Here is a 17,121-nt window from a genome sequence, read left to right as displayed (position 1 = left end):
ATGGTAGCCGAAAATGATTTACCTGGGGAAGAATATAAGTTCGACCCCAGGGTACTGGAAAAAACCATTATTGCAAAGCCCTTGCTTGACCTTATGGATTCAAGCCCCAATAAACCCATTTCCATCATTATTGATTTGAACCTTAATTACGCCGAAGGAATTGTGCTTGCAGGAGAAAAAGTGGTAAACCTGATCCTGGATTATTCAAAAAGCAACAACCTAACTGAAGAAAGTACACGTAAACAGATCTCGATAAACAAGGAGAAAAACCGTCTGACCAGGCAGTATGTATTCGCTAAACTAAGTCCGGAGATCATCAGGGGCATCATAGTCATGGACCGCAAAGGAAATCCAGCCATTTATAAAATATGGCCCGATTTTAAAATGGGCAGCCAGATGATTAAATCAGTCCGGACAATAAAGGCCGATGCTGCCAGAACCTCCTTCTCCGCATCAGGTGAGGAAATCACCTGGGCGGTCGTAGATTCAGGGGTTGATTTCTCCCACCCTCACTTTTTAGAGCATAAAAACCGCCATAGCGATTACCATAAAAATTTCACCGAGTCAGGTTCAGCCGAAGAAGATGAATTCGGGCACGGTACGCACGTTGCCGGAATAATTGCGGGGGAAATGCAGAAACTTAAGCCAGAGGACCCCATACAGCCGGTGATTCTGGTGCGCAGTAAAAATGAGATCGGTGAATCGAACTTTAAAAATGTGGCGATAGACAAAATCTCAGGCATGGCCCCTAAATGCAAAATTGTAAGTATTAAGGTCCTGGACAGCCGTGGTAAGGGACAAACCAGTTCACTCATTGCCGCTATCGCGCACATCCAGGAAATCAATAATTACGGACGCGAACTCAAAATACACGGGGTTAACTTAAGCCTTGGTTATCCTTTCGACCCAGAATGGTTTGCCTGTGGGCAGAGTCCGGTATGCGTGGAAGTCGACCGCCTGGTTAAGTCCGGCGTTGTGGTCGTGGTTGCCGCAGGTAATACCGGTTATGGATTCAGCGATACAAAATTCAACGGGAGAATGGCCTCAGGCATGCCCCTGAGCATTAATGATCCGGGAAATGCAGAACTGGCCATCACTGTGGGGGCAACCCACCGCGAGTCCCCGCATACTTACGGCGTTTCTTATTTTTCTTCGAAAGGCCCAACGGGCGACGGCAGGCCTAAGCCTGATATCATTGCCCCGGGAGAAAAAATTATCTCCTGCGCCGCAGGCGGCAAGAAAAAGGCATTCGGCACGAATGCAGCTGGCGCAAATGAAGCCTACTACCTGGAAGAAAGTGGAACAAGTATGGCAGCCCCTCATGTTTCGGGCGCCATTGCAGCCTTCTTATCAGTCAGACGGGAATACATCGGCCAGCCAGAAAAACTAAAACACATTTTTTGCTCTACTGCAACAGACCTCAGACGCGACCCTTACTTCCAGGGCAAAGGTCTGGTGGATTTAATGCGGGCAATACAATCGGTATAAACCACTCAATACTAATCATGGATACATACGAAATTCACTTTAATAAAGCGGCCCGGGAGGTTGACCCCGAACAGTTCAAAGCTTTTATCAATGCCTTAAAGGCCAATGACTACACAGACCTGATCGTGCTCTCTCACGGCTGGAACAATAACATTGAAGATGCACGCAAACTCTATGAGGGCTTACTGGAAAAAATCTCCAAAGCCATCAATGCTAAAGGAAAGGACGGCAAGCGCTTTGCCAGCCTGAATGTTTTCTGGCCTTCCAAACAGTTCACCGACCGGGAGCTCATTCCAGGCAATGCTGCAAGCATGGGTGATTTAGACGAGCAGGAAACGCAGCAGCTCGCTTTAAGCTGGGCCGGAATTCAGGATGTATTCGATGAACCTGCCGAAACTGAAACTTTTGAAAAGATCCTCCTCGCCATTCAACAAAACGGGGATGAAGATATCCTGGCGCGGGAATTTTCAAAACTTTTAAAAATTACCCGTCCGGAGCAGGAAAACTCTCCCTTCGAATCTCTAAAGGAAGATGATGTTAAAACCTTTCTTCAGGACGGGAGTATTCCTTATCTGGAAACCCAAAGCACCGATGGCGGAGCGGCTTCCATAGCAGATCCAGCCACTCAAGCAGGTCAGGCGATGGGTCTTTTTAGCGGGTTAAAGCAGGGCGTAGCGAACCTGATGAACCTGGCAACCTATTACAAGATGAAAAACCGTGCAGGAGAAATCGGCGCTGCACTAAACTTAAAGCTGTCGGAAATCAAGAAGATCTCCCCAGCCATTAATTTCCATCTGGTGGGCCATAGTTTCGGTGCCAGACTGGTGACTTCTGCCCTTTCCGGTCCTGAACAAATCAAAGCCAAAACGCTGGCCCTGATTCAGGCAGCTTTCTCACACTATGCTTTTGCCAGCAAATATGATGAGCAAAATGATGGATTTTTCCGTTCTGTGCTCACCGAAAACAAAGTTAGCGGGGCCTTGCTCATCACACACACCCGCGCCGACCGGGCGGTAGGACTTGCTTATGCCCTCGCCTCCAGGCTGGGCGGGCAGCAAGCAAGCGACATTGGCGATAAAGATTCGCTTTATGGCGGCCTTGGCGGCAACGGCGCGCAGAAAACGCCAGGCATCAGCAACAGCATTGCTTTAAAGCAAGCGGCAGAAACCAATCATTTCCAGGCCGGAAAAACATATAACCTTTTAAGCGACAACATCATTGGCGGCCACTCGGACATTATAAAGGATGAAGTGGGTAGTGCACTGGTCAATGCCTTTTACCTTTAAAATTACTTTAGACATGAATGGCGAGATAGACAACTTCATGCTGGAGACACTCCAGCTGACCAAAACAACCCTTCAGAACAACATCAGAAAACTCTATGCCCACCTGATCGAAGTGGGTGAACTGCAGTCCGGCCAATACAAGCTGAGAATAGCCGAACTCGAAGAAAGGCTGGTCGAAATTGATACCAAAATTGCAGATGTGGTTAAAACTCAGGTACCTGAACTCAGTGACCCGGATGAGAACATCAAAGTGGTACGCCTGTTCTTAGCCTCTTCGGCTGAACTTAAGGCAGACCGGGACCAGTTTGAGATTTTTATAAACCGAGAAAACAATAACCTGGTTAGTAAAGGTATCTTTCTACGGCTCACGGTTTGGGAAGATTTCCTGGATGCGGTCTCGTCGACACGCCTGCAAGATGAATACAATAAAGCCATCAGGCAATGCGACATTTTTGTCAGCCTTTTCCACACCAAAACAGGGCGCTATACGGAGGAAGAATTCGACCTTGCGCTGGAAACTTTTAAAACCACAGGAAAGCCCATTACTTATACTTATTTCAAAAACATAGAAGCATCTGTGCGCAACCAGGATGATACAAGTCTGGATTCCTTCAAAGATAAATTAAGAAAGTTAGGCCACTTCCCGACCAGCTACAATGACATCTATGACTTAAAATACCAGTTTAAGATGCAGCTGGAAAAAATTGGCCTTGATAAACTGTAGCCTTTGAATGTCCCAAGTTGGTAGAGGGAAAAAACTTGAATTAAATATCAAATAGATCAATGATATGGATGAAACCATAGAAACTTATTACATACTGCTCGATAACCTAAATGTTAAGCTTCGAAACCTCATGAACCACATACCTGGAGCTACTGTTTATGAAATTGACCGGTTAAATATAGAAATTAGAGATTGTGAAGGGCAGATGGATAAGGCACGAAAAAGGATTGAGGAATTAAAAGCCGCCCGGATAGACAGAACTAAAACAGTCCAGATTAGCACTTCGCGATCTGCAAATCCCAATACCATTACCGTATACGTAATTTCGGGATCATTGCAGACCGCTCAAACGGTTTTAGGCAATCTGTTTAGCCTCCTTCAATCCCCGCTTCATGGCCCATCACCCTGTGACTGGTTACCTTTTAGCAGGGACGCGGTCAAAATAGAAGATTTTTTGCAGTCCATACGTTCGAGCGGGCGGCTGTTTACGATCGATTATATCCACGGGGTGATCGATAACCAAAAACTTACCCAGCTGACCAGTGGCTCGGAATACAACCTGATCATTATTGATTTAATGTCAATGGACGAGGAGAATATTGAAACGGTCAGGTATCTGGACAGGCATTCAGCGAATACCCTTTTTATTCCGGTCTGCACTTTTCTGGCAAATGATTTAAAATCATTCCTTTATGAGCTGAGAAAAAAGATCTTTCGTCTATTGGGCACTAACCTGGTGCTCTCTCCTAATTTCTTTTTTGATATCTCGGTGAACATCAGCCTGGAAACCGAAATCATCAGACGCCTTGAAAAAATTAATCCAACCCAATTTCAACTTTTAAGTGATCAGGGCGTGACACCAAAATTTAACCCCGGATTTTAATAAGCAAATTATGATAGTATCGTTTTATTCCTATAAAGGTGGCGTGGGCAGGACCCAGCTTTGCGCTAATGTTGCCCAATACCTTTGCTTTCAGCGGGGCAAAAAAGTTCTGGTATGGGACTGGGATTTCGAGGCGCCAGGCTTGCATTATTTCTTTGACAAGAAAGAAGCATCATCAAACTCACTTGGTACGCTTGAATTGTTAGAAGATTATGTAAAAACCATCAATTCTCTAAAAATACTACCAAAGGAAACCTACGAGCGCGACCTTCCCAAAGTCCTGGAAAAGGATAAAAATGAAGATTCCACACTGTCCACAAATATCACCAGTACTTCCCTTCGTTATCCGGTCCGGGCTGACATGATTCCCATGCAGGGTTCATGGGACGCTCCGGAGGCTGGATTGATTGACCTGATGCCGGCGGGCAATTATAATGATAATTTCAGCTACCGCTCGGGCAACTTTGACTGGATGGAATTTTACCAGACTATGGATGGTGCGAGTTTCGTGGAACTGCTGAAAACCGAGATGCAAAAACTAGGATATGATTACATCCTTATCGATAGTAGAACCGGCATCAGTGATTATTCAGGCATCTGCAACATCCAGCTGCCTGACTTGAATGTAATGGTAATTGCCGCAACGATGCAAAATTTTGATGGATGTGCTTCCATCATTGAGAAAATAAAGGATTCTGAGTACCTCAAATTTAAAGGAAGGACAGCTAAAATCCTTCCTGTGCTTTCCAGGGTGGATACCAGTGGCGAGAAATTTTCGCAATGGGTGACCAGGTTCAATGAATATTTTGCGCATTGCATTTCCAATCTGGATTCAAATTTGGATAGTGAATTTGTAGATATTGTATTCAGGGACATTTATTTCAGGGATACATTTTTGCCTTACGTGACCGCTATTTCTGCCGGGGAAAACCTGTTCACCCAGGATAATAAATCTTCCGATACCGAATATAAAGCACCATTTATCAATATTGCCAGGCTGATTGAGGACCTCAACCCGGATATGGTCATTAAAGATTCCTTTGGAAACTTCCATACGCAGAAAGGCGAAATCAATTTTTATGAAAAAGTGCCGCAAGAGAGCTGGAAAAATTATGCCATTGACGCTGATGAAGCAGGCAATAAAAGAATGGCAGCAATCGCCTTTAATCAGGTTGGGCTTAAAGAACCGTTTTTGGACAAAAAAATGGCCTATTTCCATAAGGCACTGGATAATGACCCGCATTATCAAAAAGCCGCTGATAATTTGGATGCCTTACATAATGTATTGAGCATCCAGGAGCATAAAACAAATAAAAAACCAGTAAGAGCTCCTGAAATTATCGAAGCTACTGCTTTAACAGAGCATGAAAAGCCGCAGGCATCCACAAAGGCAAACACTATAAAACTCGTTCTTATTGTCACTGTCCTACTCATCACCGGATACATCATATACCTGACTGGTAAAAACCAGGCTGTCCAGCAAATCGCAGTGGGCACAAACATAAACGATACCGCCGCTTACACCGGTCCTTTGCTGAACGCGTCAGCTTATTTTGATACCATCCGTGCTCAGGGAAAAGCAGTCGGCATCGACATCAGCAATAAAGAAACCATTTATGATCAGACAAAAGTTAGGCAGTACGGCATTTCATTCATGATGATAAAGGCAACTGAAGGCCAAAACATGGTTGATTCTGGCTTCAATACCAACTGGACAATTCTGCGCAACAAGAAATTTATTGCAGGGGCTTACCATTACTTTTCCACAAAAACGGATCCTATCTTGCAGGCAGATAATTTTATCAGGCGCGTAGTCATATCGGCCGGGGATTTGCCACCGGTGCTCAACCTCTTTGCACTGGAGAACACCAGTATTGATGAACCTACGCTGGCAAATATTAATACCTATTTAGATCGGGTGAATATCAACTACGGTATGAAACCGATCATATATGCCTCCAAAAACGTAGCAGCGCAGTTATTCAAGGCTGATCCCTCCAGGTATTATTTATGGCTGGGCCAGCCAAACGGCACCGCTACCAGGCCAGCATTCCCCCAACCATGGCTCAACTGGAAATTCTGGCAATTCTCTACCAGGGAAAAGTTTGATGGTATACTCTCAGAGTCAAAGGACAAATCGGCTAAAACGGTCGATGCCAATCAGTTTAATGGCACCCTTGCTGATCTTAAAGCGATGACCTTTAAGCCAAATGCAGGAACTGCGGCATTGCGCCGAGCCATTTCCTATTATTCCGGCAGAAACAGCTTATACCAGCGTTTAGCCAATGGAAAAATTTTAATGAACAAGGACACACTGGATGCAAAAGATTTCAGCAGAATCAAGTTTTACTGGAGCGTTGAACTCATTAATCAGTGTTTCAAAAAACTGAACACCAGCCAGCTTTATGGAAAATCCCATCAGGAGCTACTGGATTATCTTAAAAAAAATAAACTCATTGGCCCATCTTCAGAAAACCACATTAAAATTGGGGATATCGCATTTTTTGATTTCGAGGAGAAAAAAGGTCTGCAGGCATCTGCAATTGTATTTAATCTGGATGCAAAGTATGTGTACTGCCTGGAAGGCAGTGACGGTCAGGGGAAATTAAAAATCAGCAGGTTCAGAAGAAACCAGGGAGATATATTTCTTTCGGTCACTATAAAAGACTAAATGAAACCATTAGCAAGTCATGAATTTGCTAATGGTTGTAATTTCTCTATTCATATTCAGAATCCCTGTTTATTCTTGATTCAGGTAATCAGATATCTGCTTTTCTTATAACCAGAACCCAACAAACTGAATTGAGCGATCGAAGTCCTAAACTCAATTAAGAGGACATAAATTATTCGTGGGAAGGGTAATGTCACATGAAACGAAAAAAAGGTGACCATTCCTGGTCACCTTTAATTCACATGTCAGGTTATTGCAGTAACCATTCTGATGCGAAAATCTTACTTGATGGATTTGCTAATCAGTTGAAATGGCAAAAGCGGCATCCACCGCTTTTGAATCTCCTTAACTAATTAAACTTCCAGTAAAAAACTTACTTAAGCAATCAAATATGTGGGCGTTAAAGTTTACAAAAAACTAAATGACAGATTTTGGTCTATTGGACTGAATCTGTCACTTATCTGCAAATAATATTCTGAAATATTTCATAATTCAGTAGTACACATTAGTCCCTGTAAAACACGAACGGGTCTATGGTATATTGCATACTTTACTGGCAAAGCTAAATTTTTTTACACTAATACATTTACCATGGAAAGAATCACTTTCGAAGATATACCGGCGGTACTGGGCGAAATCCTGGAAAAAATCAACGGAATAGAATTGCTCCTAAAAAACGAACCAGATTCCTCTATCGCAGAAAATGAAATCATGAACATCCATCAGGCTTCAGCATTCCTTAAAATTCCGGTAGCCACGATTTATACGGAGGTGAGTAACAGTGATATCAATGTTGAATTCAGCACCGACTGAAGCTAAGGCGCAGATTGAGACGAAAAGCAAAATATTTTCAGCAAATCAAAGATTCTAAGTCTTCTAGCCTAAACACCAGCAAAATTATCATATATATAATAACATCACAACGGTTTTACTTTATTAGATATTAATGCGCAAGTCTATCCTATCATTAAGCCTCAAAATCAAGCAAAATAATTTTACTGCCCAACCTTGGGTGATATGATGGAAAATATTTAATCATGTTCCATTCAATTAATTCGCTTATACATTTGTGGTAGGTTGCATTCGATTTTATACAAGAAAGGGCCATTAATTCCCGCCTTCTGACATTGATGCTATTCGAACACTGTTGCTGCTGGGCGCATGTGAGAATTGCGGCATAAAGGCTAATATGATTCGGCATGGTATCAATTGACCGTTGCGAAAACAACAGCATACTTCTTAAATTAAATACGATATCAACCATTCCTCCCTCGTTTTTCTAGCATTTTTTGAATGTCTGAATATGCGTAATAAAATATACTGCCAACTTTGGTATAAGCTAAGTGTCCGTTAATCCTTAGGTTTTGGAGCGTTCCTGGTGAGATTTTTAATATTTTCCTGACTTCCACGCTTCGTAGCCACTCTTTCTGTGCACTTATTTCAGGCTTTAGCAATAATTTTATTTCTGTAAGAATTACCTTTTTAAATTCTTCCAAATCTTCTTTTGTAAGGATATCTATTTTCATTTTTAATATTTTAAGGTTGGTGTTCGATAGGGTGCTAATGGTTTGCTCAGCTGCTCATGCATCGCATTAACATTTATTAAAAACTGCTAATGCACTGGTTGACTGCATGGCCGGAACATGATCCAAACTTTAAATAAGAAAACGGCCGGCATCCACCGGCCTTAATTCTTCTCATAACTGAACTATTTAACTTCAAAAATTAATTCTTTATGGATTCAAATCCAGTCGCCGTTACTGTCCTGGTTTCGCCGCCGCTCCTGCCGCCTGAGGACAATTTTATTTAAAATGAAGGCCAGGATAAAAAGTGCGGATAACATATAGGCCAGGTATTCATGGGCGCTCATCAGGACTGTAATTCTATCGCACATCATTGCCGGGCTTTGAAGACTCAAGTTCAAACTGCTGCATAATTTCAACCAGTCGTAAAATTTCCTCATCCGAAGACCTCAGCGTTGAAACTAAAAAATCTCCATGCTCACTCCATTCGACGATCTGGGAATTTTGTTGGTCCAGCGCGAGCACAAACTTGTAGCGATCAGCAGATTGCGTTACATAAAACCTTGGCGAAAGAGGAGATCTGTCTTTAGGATTTACCACGGCGTAAAACCGGGTGTTACGTTCAATTTCCCGGTAGAGGATCTGTGAACGTTGTTCGACTACAGCTGCCTGCCCAAGTATTCCTCCTTTCTTTGACAAAGCCGACAGATGATGATGGAAAACGAACAAAGACATAAAACTCACCCCTGCATAATGATTTTTGTGATGCACCAGGTTTTTTTTGTTTAACAAATCCAGTCCCCCTTTATTCAGATATGTTTTATTTACAATGAGCAGCATCAAATCTTCAGGAAGGATGTCATTTCCCCCGTTTGCGTAGGTGATGGCAAATTCGCTTAAAGGAAAAAGTGCAGAGAATAAATCAGCGGAAGCATCGCAGAACAAGGGAAGGACTACTTTTGGAAATTTTGTAAGTCTGTTTCCCTGCATTTCATTTGTAGAAGTAAGGTGGATAAACGAGACGTTATATGGAATCCATTCACAGCTTGGAACATAGGAATAGGCGGATTATCTGGAAGAGGCTATCACTTCAACCTCCAAAAATTTTCTTGCAGATAAAATCGCCGCATTGGATCTGCTCCCTGAATCCAGAAAAGCAGCGCGGCTGTCGCCTGGAACACTGAACAGGGAAAAGATATTGCACTGCATATCCTGAGTTTTGTTGTATATCAGGATTCGATAATGCTCATCCAGGGCTAGCAGTTCCAATAAAAGAATTTCGATGTCTTGCAGCTTACTTTGTATCTGATGAGCATGATTACTATAATGATCATTTCCAAGGTAATGCCTGGATAGCGGCCCGATACTTATCTGGTATTGCTTTGATTTTTCGTTTTCCATAACGGAGTGAAATATTTGACACAAAAATCAAAAGGAATATTTTAGCAAAAAAAAATCAATGTAGAAGAGGTCATAAATACTTTTTTCAGCACCTGTCACCCAATAAGATTCTGAGATAAAAGAACAATCGAAGTCAGAAAGAAATTAAATTTCAGATCTAAAGCTAATCAACAGATGGTTATTGTAATAAATACACTATCAGAGAGTTGCATATAAAATATTTAGTTAAAAATATGTTTGACCCTGTAATTTCAATACCTTCGCTCCCGAAAAATTTAAGAACAAAATGATTGCAGTCGATCTTGATCAAACCGATATCCTCCTTTTAAACCTTTTGCAGGCCGATGGAGAATTGACTTATAAAGAACTTGCCGGAAAATTAAAAAGAAGCAAATCAAATATAGTTGAACGGCTAAAAAAGATGAGGGCCAGTGGCGTGATTGAAAAGCAGGTTTTGCTGGTTGATGTCCAAAAGATCAGGACTATCTTCATAGCCTTTCCTCACATTCAGCTTAAGGTACATGGGGAAGATGCCCTGGCTGAATTTAAGGACCTGATGGCCGGTTTTTCTGAAGTGATGGAATGCTACCACGTAACCGGTGAATTTGATTTCATGCTTAAGATCGTTACCAGGGATATGTTATCTTATAATCAATTTTTAAGCGCGCATATTTCGTCCAATCATCTGGTCGGAAAAATTCAGAGTTTTCTTGTACTTTCCCAGAGTAAAAGGGAAACCGCATACCAGCTTTGATAGACTCTATCGCTGTAACAGCGGAACGTATGGGGCGATATCCAAAGACCTGTATCCTGCTTTAAGGGACAAATTTAACTGTTTGCAAGAATTCCTGATCGCCGTCCACCTCTGGATTGATATTCACAACGCAAACAGATATCTTCATCATAAAACATTGCTTTCTATTAGTTTACACTCACGTTACTAAAGAGAAAATCTAGGTTTGGCGAACATGGAAGCTTCAGACATGAATTTAAATATCTTCATCACTATTTAACGGGAATAACAAATCCGGATCATTATTAGGTTTTTTTAGCGTTGAGACTGCATTTACCCCTTTGCCTACTTTTGTTCGTTTCATCAGTTCGGCCGGGAATGCATCCAGTATGGACATTTTTGTATCAAGGGGTAAAGTTTTACTCAACCAGATTTCTTCCTCTTCTTTCGAAAGTATTACTGGCATTCTTTTTTTTGAATGGATTTCCGCTACCAGGGGATTGGCTTCGGTGGTCAGTATTCCGTATGTACGGAATTTCTCGTGAGTTTCCGGATCCTCCCATTGGGACCAGAGTCCTGCGAAGCAAAATAGTTTTCTGTCCTTAACAGTAAAGCGGTAAGGTTGCTTGTCGCCTTTACCAAGTTCCTTCCATTCATAAAAGCCATCGGCTATCACCAGACAGGTTTTATGGAATTTTAGCAGTGGTCTCCACAGCGCACTCTCCATTGCTGTTTCACTTTTGATGTTCCAGGTATCTCGGGTAAGCTTAAGGCTGTCAGCAAAGTGGGGCACGATGCCAAAGCCCATCTGCTGGATCAACTCCGGCTCATCGGCTGTAATCACCAGTCCTTTCTGGGTAATGGCAAGGTTATAATTTGGCATCCATTCCCCCTGGATCTGATGGGGATGTGACTTCAATATTTCTCTTTCTTCAGCTGTTAAGGTATATCTGGCACACATATGAACTTTAAGAGAAATAACACGCTGTAAACCATTATGTTTTTTTAGTCTTTTTTACTGTAGATTGTGGCTTGTCACTGATCTGGTTCAAGTTACCAGCTTCTTTAAGCAGATATTTTTTTATCAATTCTAAAAGTTCTTTCATATCATTTGACTTTAATAATGTCTTTCCAGCTAGTGGTGTAGGATGGACGTAGGAACTGCCGTTTCATAGCCCATTTCTGGGTCAGGCCTTCTCCCGCCATTTTTAGTGTTCCGGCACCGTAGTGCATATTCAGTTTATCCAATACTTTGGATACCTGATCATGTTTTTCCCCTTTAAAGTCGCTGAATATATTTAGCTGAACTTCATTGTCAGGAACCAGTCCGGTTGCGGTAACCTCCACTTTCTGAAACAGGTAGCCACGCATGTAAATTTTTTTCAAACCGAATAAGGCTGTATTCACCAGATCAATGGTATTATTTACCGGATGTTCAAGTGGTATGGTTATGGAAGGATACGCCTGAGCAGTTTCAGAAACAAATTTATTGGTTAGCAGCCTCACCGAAAGTACAGTGGCACAAAGACCTTCCCTGCGGAGTTTGGTACCGAGCCTGGCCGCATAAGCAGCTGTGGCTTCTTTGAGCTCATTATAATCTGTTGTCAGTTTTCCAAACGCCCGGGAAGTGCACATTCCTTTTTTAGGATCGAGCGAAGTTTTCAGCGGCATGCAGCTTTCTCCCCACAGCTCCCGCCAAAGCCTTACCCCCACGATTGTCATCTGTGCCTGTACCCAGTCTATGGGCAACTGCCTGAACTGGGCTGCTGTTTCTATTCCAGCCTTGATTAATTTATGGCTAAATTGCCTGCCTACACCCCAAAGATCTTCTACAGGATAATGCTCGAGTGCTACGGTGATTTCTTCATCTGTTTGCAGCACCATCACCCCTTCGTGCTTTTTGGAAGTTTTATTGGCCACTTTGGCCAGCACTTTTGTTGGCGCAATGCCCACACTGATGGGAATTCCAGTATTGTTAATAACAGTATCCCGGATCAGTTTACCATACGTTTTTAATTCTGCAAAACCAGAAAGCTCCAAAAAACACTCATCAACGCTGTATACTTCAACATTTGGCGTAAAACGGGCCAGATTGGTCATTACCCTTGCACTGATATCTCCATACAGGGTGTAGTGAGAACTGAAAACAGCAACCTGATTTTTAGTGATTTCTGCTTTTATCTTGTAATATGGTGCTCCCATAGGTATGCCCAACGCCTTCGCTTCATTGCTTCTGGCAATTACGCATCCGTCATTATTGCTCAGTACCACCAAGGGCATGCCCTTATACTGTGGCTCAAACAGACGGTGACAGCTGGCGTAAAAGTTATTGCAGTCGGCCAGCGCGAACATTGATTTTTTGCTTTGAATGAGGTAGACAGGTCCAGGTCACTGCGCCAAAGACATCCAGGTTTTTCCCGGTAATGGTCAGACATGCTTCCATGCCATCATTGATGCAGAGAAAAGTCTGATCTGCTTTAATCAAGAGTTTTCGGGTCAGCCACTCCCCGTCTACGCAACAAACGATTAACATTCCTGAAGACACCGGAATTGATTTATCAACGATGATGATCGTGCCTTTCCTGATCCCAAAATAGCGCATCTGATCATCATCAGATTCGAAATAAAAAGTATTTGTCGGGTCATTTACAATTCTTTGTGCGATATGCAACCTGCGCTGTTTATAATCTTCAGCGGGTGAAATGAATCCTGATACCCGGCCCGGGTTATCCAGGGTTTCCAATAAGTCATTCTTTGGCAGTTCAAGTTCTCTAATCATAACGTAGAAATATTTTAACAAAAATACTAAAAATATTAGCAATACATTAACGAGTTATCAACACCTGAAATACCCACATTCAATGATCTCAGCATATATTTTTTAAGGCCATTTTTTAATTAGCGGATTTGAAATTGTTCGAAAAGATTTGAAAAGTGGTATGATAGGTGCATTGATTCATCTACCGGCTGCTCCTCTTCAAGAGTTTATTATAAGAAACTCATTGCAAATAAAGCTTTAAAATAAATAGTATCTTATATTGATAATGGAATCATTTTGGAAGCAATTTTGAAATCTCAGTCACCGGGAAATAATAAGTTCAATTTAGCAGAAAATTAACGAATGGCATCCCTAAAGGGAGGACGATAAGTCAATTATTTAATGAATTATTCTTGTGAAATGAATTACAAACCGGACAATGATGGCAGATATTAGTTTTGAAAACATGCCCGTACTCTTGCAGGAGATTTACCAAAAAATTGAACGTATAGAAAGTTTACTGGAAGAACTTACTCCTGGCGAAAGCAAAGACTTAGAATTGATGAATGTACAGGAAGCTGCCCAGTATTTAAAACTGACTGTTCCCGCGATTTACACGAAGGTGAGTAGAAGAGAAATACCAGCGAACAAACCCGGAAGAAGACTATACTTTGTAAAATCTGAACTTAGGGACTGGGCACAGGGTGCTAAATTAAAGACGCAGCATGAATTGGCCAATGAGGCTGAAATGAAGATGAAAAAATACAGAAAACATCTAAAATTCTAACACAGTAAAAAAATTAGTTTACTTGTCCCTCCCCTACAATTTTTAAGATACAGACGAGAGGACATTACCCCGACCTCATTTCTGTTGAGACGGGGTCAGTCGAAACCCATTTATCTGAGTTATTGAAAAAGAGATGTAAAATTGATTAAAATGTTGCATCCAATTAAAATTAAATACATCACAAATAGCAAAGAGTAAACCTAAAGCTTACATTCCTGAAAGCGCTTCACAAACCAATGAATTATTTTCAAACTGATTTACAGATGCTTACAGAAAGAACGATCTCGCAGATGAAGTAAAGGTGCAACATCATCAATAAAACTGCGTCTGGATTAAAACTATAAAAGTTATCAGAATCGACTTGAGAGGTTAGGAAATCAAATTTACCAAACCCAGCAGCAACTTTTAAAGAATATAAGAATTTTAACAAAAGCAATAAATATGAATACAACTATCAAATTAATTCTGTTTTGTGGATTTACGACTATCTTGCCCATTACTTCCTTTCCATTACCGATCAAGCCCAAATTGACGCAAGTTTCCAGAATGGAAAAAAAAGATCCTGGAGCGCCCTTAGCTGATCCAGACAGCACGAGCAACAAACCAGCACCAGATTTCACTTTGAAGGACATTTCAGGTAAGTCAGTATCACTAACAGATTTTAGAGGTAAAGTCGTGATACTTGATTTTTGGGCTAGCTGGTGCATCCCGTGCAGGCAATCATTTCCTGCCGTCAAACTGGCAATGGAAACATATAAAGATAGTAAAGAGGTCCAATTTCTTTTTATAGATACCAGGGAAACCAGCGCTGACTACAAAAATCTGGCGGAAAAATTCCTTAAAGAGAATGGGTATAACTTTGAAGTGTTATTTGATGAATTCTCAGAAGATGGTAAAATGAATAAATATTATCTCAAAAGTGGTTTAATAGGTATACCTACTAAAATATTCATTGATAAAAAAGGTATTATCCGCGCTAAATCGATTGGCTTCAGACCGGGACAAACGGACCAGGAAGCGGCGAATGAATTATGTAAAGAAATTGAGAATCTTATAAAATAGCACAGCTCTCATTGCATTGAAATAAGCACATCTGCATACCGCCGAGAAGTTTACAGTTTCCGCGGTATGCATAAAATATCCTCCTGATGCTCAACGCGTTTATTTTCAGGGAAAAACGTTGTTATGGGTGTAGTTCGTCCAACTTAAAAAGCTAATGTCCCCACCCGGTAAGCCATCTGCATCGGGGTTGTATCTGGTATGGAGGAAATTGGTTTCGGTTGTATTGTACCGTCTGTTGGCAATTTCAATTCCCGGCCAGATTTTACTGCCCACTGAACAAGTTACACATGAGGGAGGATTGGGTAATGTACTGTTATAGAATTTGTACTGGTAGTTGTAACCCGTCGATAAGCGGCTTGAAGATGCGGTATATATAGAAATGTCTCCCTGTATGGCCGCGAGATTTGCGGCATAACTAAATCCGGTGAGCGCGTATTGAAAATGCACACAGTCTTTGTGACCCCCGCCGCAAATTTCCCTCGGCATCGCTCCATCAGTCTCAATGAGTATAGGCAATACATTTTTGATAATATTCATACCCTCGAGATATACGGACTGATCATCGATAAAAATCCCGATCGCCATTTTAGCATACCCGGCGGAAACGGTCCAGTTATTATTGATATTATAACCCGGAATATTATTAATGTATTGATTTTTTAAACGATTCAAAAACGTGACAAACTGCGTGTTTTCAGAGGCACTCCAGGATGCAGGTTGTCCATTGACGGGCGTATAATATTTTAAAATCTCCGCGGCCGCTGCAAAGGTCGGCGCCGCCCAGGCTGCCTCCAGTGCTGGCTGACGGCCCTCGGTTCCACTTTGCACATAAATTGTTCTGAATGCGCTGGCCCAGCCATTGAGGATCTGTTTGGCCGTATTTGCGTAAGACGGGGTTCCTGTTTTTGCCCATCGAAGCGCAAGGGTATAGGCAAGTAAGGCATCGCCTTTAAAACTTGTTTCATCTGCGGTAATCACTCCTCCTGCTACCCCCACATTCGCTTTGTAATTGTTACTTGGTGTATGCTGGTTGCAATAATTCAGTACGTTCTGGTATGCGGAAAGTCTCGCCTGATCATTTGCATTAGCCTGGGAGGCAATGATATCCAGGCTCTGTTTTGTGTTGAGAATTCCCGGATGTACGAAGGATGCGGCGAATCCAACTGCCGGAGCTGCGGCTTTGGGGAGAATTTCTATCTTTTGCGCTGCGGTTTCCTTTTTTAGCTGATCCTTACTGCAACCCGCGTAAATGAAGTTCAGCATCAACAGCATCAGTATGGAAGCTGATTTGATTTTTTGTTTTCTCATTGTATAAGATTTTTGGTTAGAAATTACCTGGGCTCCATAAGCTTTAAGAAAATGTGGAATATTTATGTTTTCAAAAAACAAAGCAGTCCGTTAATTACCTAAAAAAGATGTAAACCAGCACTCAAATAAATGCTAATTAATTGACTTTTAATAATATGAAAAAAGACCAATACGCTTTAAAAGCAATGATAATGCGTGGGTTTTGAAACCAGGTCCATTTAGATCAACGTAATTTTTTTTAAAAAAAAAAGCAGATGATACGCTTGGCAAACAGCGCATTTCACAAAGCAAAAGTATCCTTATGAAGGATTTTGTCAGCAATAGCCAGAATTGGCTATCACAGTTTCAGTCAGAATTTAAACATTAAGGCTCTTACCCCCCCCGGAGTGTTTTGGAGTTGCTACATTTGACTAGAGGGATTTAGTCGTCAGATTTAGAAAGAAACTTTTAAATTTGATTATATGGGCAGACGAGTGTTTGATGAATCCTTCAGAAAG

The 17,121-nt window shown here is 41.7% G+C and carries 16 protein-coding genes; 9 read left to right on the top strand and 7 right to left on the bottom strand.

Features of this window, described 5'->3' with window-relative positions; all coding sequences use genetic code 11:
• The 6 genes from QWY86_RS16040 to QWY86_RS16015 all read left to right on the top strand — a co-directional run bounded on the left by QWY86_RS16040 (position 1) and on the right by QWY86_RS16015 (position 7,865).
• Entirely contained in the window at positions 1–1,488 is a 1,488-nt protein-coding gene (locus tag QWY86_RS16040) for a S8 family peptidase (RefSeq protein ID WP_290243463.1), read from the top strand.
• Positions 1,489–1,505: 17 nt separating this feature from the next.
• Positions 1,506–2,774, top strand: coding sequence for an alpha/beta fold hydrolase (locus QWY86_RS16035; protein ID WP_290243461.1), 1,269 nt, complete (start codon positions 1,506–1,508; stop codon positions 2,772–2,774).
• A gap of 13 nt (positions 2,775–2,787) precedes the next feature.
• On the top strand, positions 2,788–3,498 hold the full coding sequence (locus tag QWY86_RS16030; protein ID WP_290243460.1) for a DUF4062 domain-containing protein: 711 nt from the start codon (positions 2,788–2,790) through the stop codon (positions 3,496–3,498).
• A gap of 64 nt (positions 3,499–3,562) precedes the next feature.
• A complete protein-coding gene (locus QWY86_RS16025; RefSeq protein ID WP_290243459.1) occupies positions 3,563–4,381 on the top strand; it encodes a hypothetical protein in 819 nt (272 codons plus the stop codon).
• Between the two features lie 10 nt (positions 4,382–4,391).
• Positions 4,392–7,052 (top strand): KGGVGR-motif variant AAA ATPase, encoded by a 2,661-nt coding sequence (locus QWY86_RS16020; RefSeq protein ID WP_290243458.1) that lies wholly within the window; start codon positions 4,392–4,394, stop codon positions 7,050–7,052.
• Between the two features lie 591 nt (positions 7,053–7,643).
• Complete coding sequence (locus QWY86_RS16015; protein ID WP_290243457.1) at positions 7,644–7,865, top strand: hypothetical protein; 222 nt, start codon at positions 7,644–7,646, stop codon at positions 7,863–7,865.
• A 443-nt stretch (positions 7,866–8,308) separates the two neighbouring features.
• Here QWY86_RS16015 and QWY86_RS16010 read toward each other — a convergent pair whose 3' ends face one another.
• The 3 genes from QWY86_RS16010 to QWY86_RS16000 all read right to left on the bottom strand — a co-directional run bounded on the left by QWY86_RS16010 (position 8,309) and on the right by QWY86_RS16000 (position 9,976).
• Positions 8,309–8,578, bottom strand: coding sequence for a helix-turn-helix domain-containing protein (locus QWY86_RS16010; protein ID WP_290243455.1), 270 nt, complete (start codon positions 8,576–8,578; stop codon positions 8,309–8,311).
• 357 nt (positions 8,579–8,935) lie between these two features.
• Positions 8,936–9,565: a PLP-dependent aminotransferase family protein gene (locus QWY86_RS16005; RefSeq protein WP_290243453.1), complete on the bottom strand. Its 630-nt coding sequence runs from the start codon at positions 9,563–9,565 to the stop codon at positions 8,936–8,938.
• Positions 9,566–9,643: 78 nt separating this feature from the next.
• Positions 9,644–9,976 (bottom strand): hypothetical protein, encoded by a 333-nt coding sequence (locus tag QWY86_RS16000; protein WP_290243451.1) that lies wholly within the window; start codon positions 9,974–9,976, stop codon positions 9,644–9,646.
• A 286-nt stretch (positions 9,977–10,262) separates the two neighbouring features.
• On the opposite strand from QWY86_RS16000, the gene QWY86_RS15995 reads away from it, so the two are divergent.
• Complete coding sequence (locus QWY86_RS15995; protein WP_290243449.1) at positions 10,263–10,730, top strand: Lrp/AsnC family transcriptional regulator; 468 nt, start codon at positions 10,263–10,265, stop codon at positions 10,728–10,730.
• Between the two features lie 235 nt (positions 10,731–10,965).
• Here QWY86_RS15995 and QWY86_RS15990 read toward each other — a convergent pair whose 3' ends face one another.
• The 3 genes from QWY86_RS15990 to QWY86_RS15980 form a co-directional block, all read right to left on the bottom strand.
• On the bottom strand, positions 10,966–11,670 hold the full coding sequence (locus QWY86_RS15990; RefSeq protein WP_290243447.1) for an SOS response-associated peptidase: 705 nt from the start codon (positions 11,668–11,670) through the stop codon (positions 10,966–10,968).
• Positions 11,671–11,816: 146 nt separating this feature from the next.
• Complete coding sequence (locus QWY86_RS15985) at positions 11,817–13,061, bottom strand: Y-family DNA polymerase (protein ID WP_290243444.1); 1,245 nt, start codon at positions 13,059–13,061, stop codon at positions 11,817–11,819.
• The gene (locus QWY86_RS15980; protein ID WP_290243443.1) at positions 13,036–13,488 is read right to left on the bottom strand and encodes a S24 family peptidase; all 453 of its coding nucleotides are present in this window, start codon (positions 13,486–13,488) and stop codon (positions 13,036–13,038) included. The genes QWY86_RS15985 and QWY86_RS15980 overlap by 26 nt, the downstream gene beginning before the upstream one ends.
• Before the next feature lie 418 nt (positions 13,489–13,906).
• Here QWY86_RS15980 and QWY86_RS15975 point away from each other — a divergent pair, with 418 nt between their 5' ends.
• Together QWY86_RS15975 and QWY86_RS15970 are read left to right on the top strand one after the other, a co-directional pair.
• Positions 13,907–14,254, top strand: coding sequence for a helix-turn-helix domain-containing protein (locus QWY86_RS15975; RefSeq protein ID WP_290243442.1), 348 nt, complete (start codon positions 13,907–13,909; stop codon positions 14,252–14,254).
• Positions 14,255–14,695: 441 nt separating this feature from the next.
• Positions 14,696–15,316, top strand: a complete 621-nt coding sequence (locus tag QWY86_RS15970) for a TlpA family protein disulfide reductase (RefSeq protein WP_290243441.1) — start codon at positions 14,696–14,698, stop codon at positions 15,314–15,316.
• 105 nt (positions 15,317–15,421) lie between these two features.
• On the opposite strand, the gene QWY86_RS15965 is transcribed toward QWY86_RS15970, so the two are convergent.
• Positions 15,422–16,624 carry an alginate lyase family protein gene (locus QWY86_RS15965; protein WP_290243440.1) on the bottom strand — a complete coding sequence of 401 codons (1,203 nt, stop codon included), beginning with the start codon at positions 16,622–16,624 and terminating at the stop codon, positions 15,422–15,424.
• Positions 16,625–17,121: the final 497 nt, after the last annotated feature.

Origin of the sequence: Pedobacter aquatilis, from assembly GCF_030409415.1 — a bacterium.
Taxonomy (GTDB): Bacteria; Bacteroidota; Bacteroidia; order Sphingobacteriales; family Sphingobacteriaceae; genus Pedobacter; species Pedobacter aquatilis.
The sequence above is the reverse complement of the archived record's forward strand: the minus strand, read 5'-3'. Positions and strand labels throughout refer to the sequence as shown.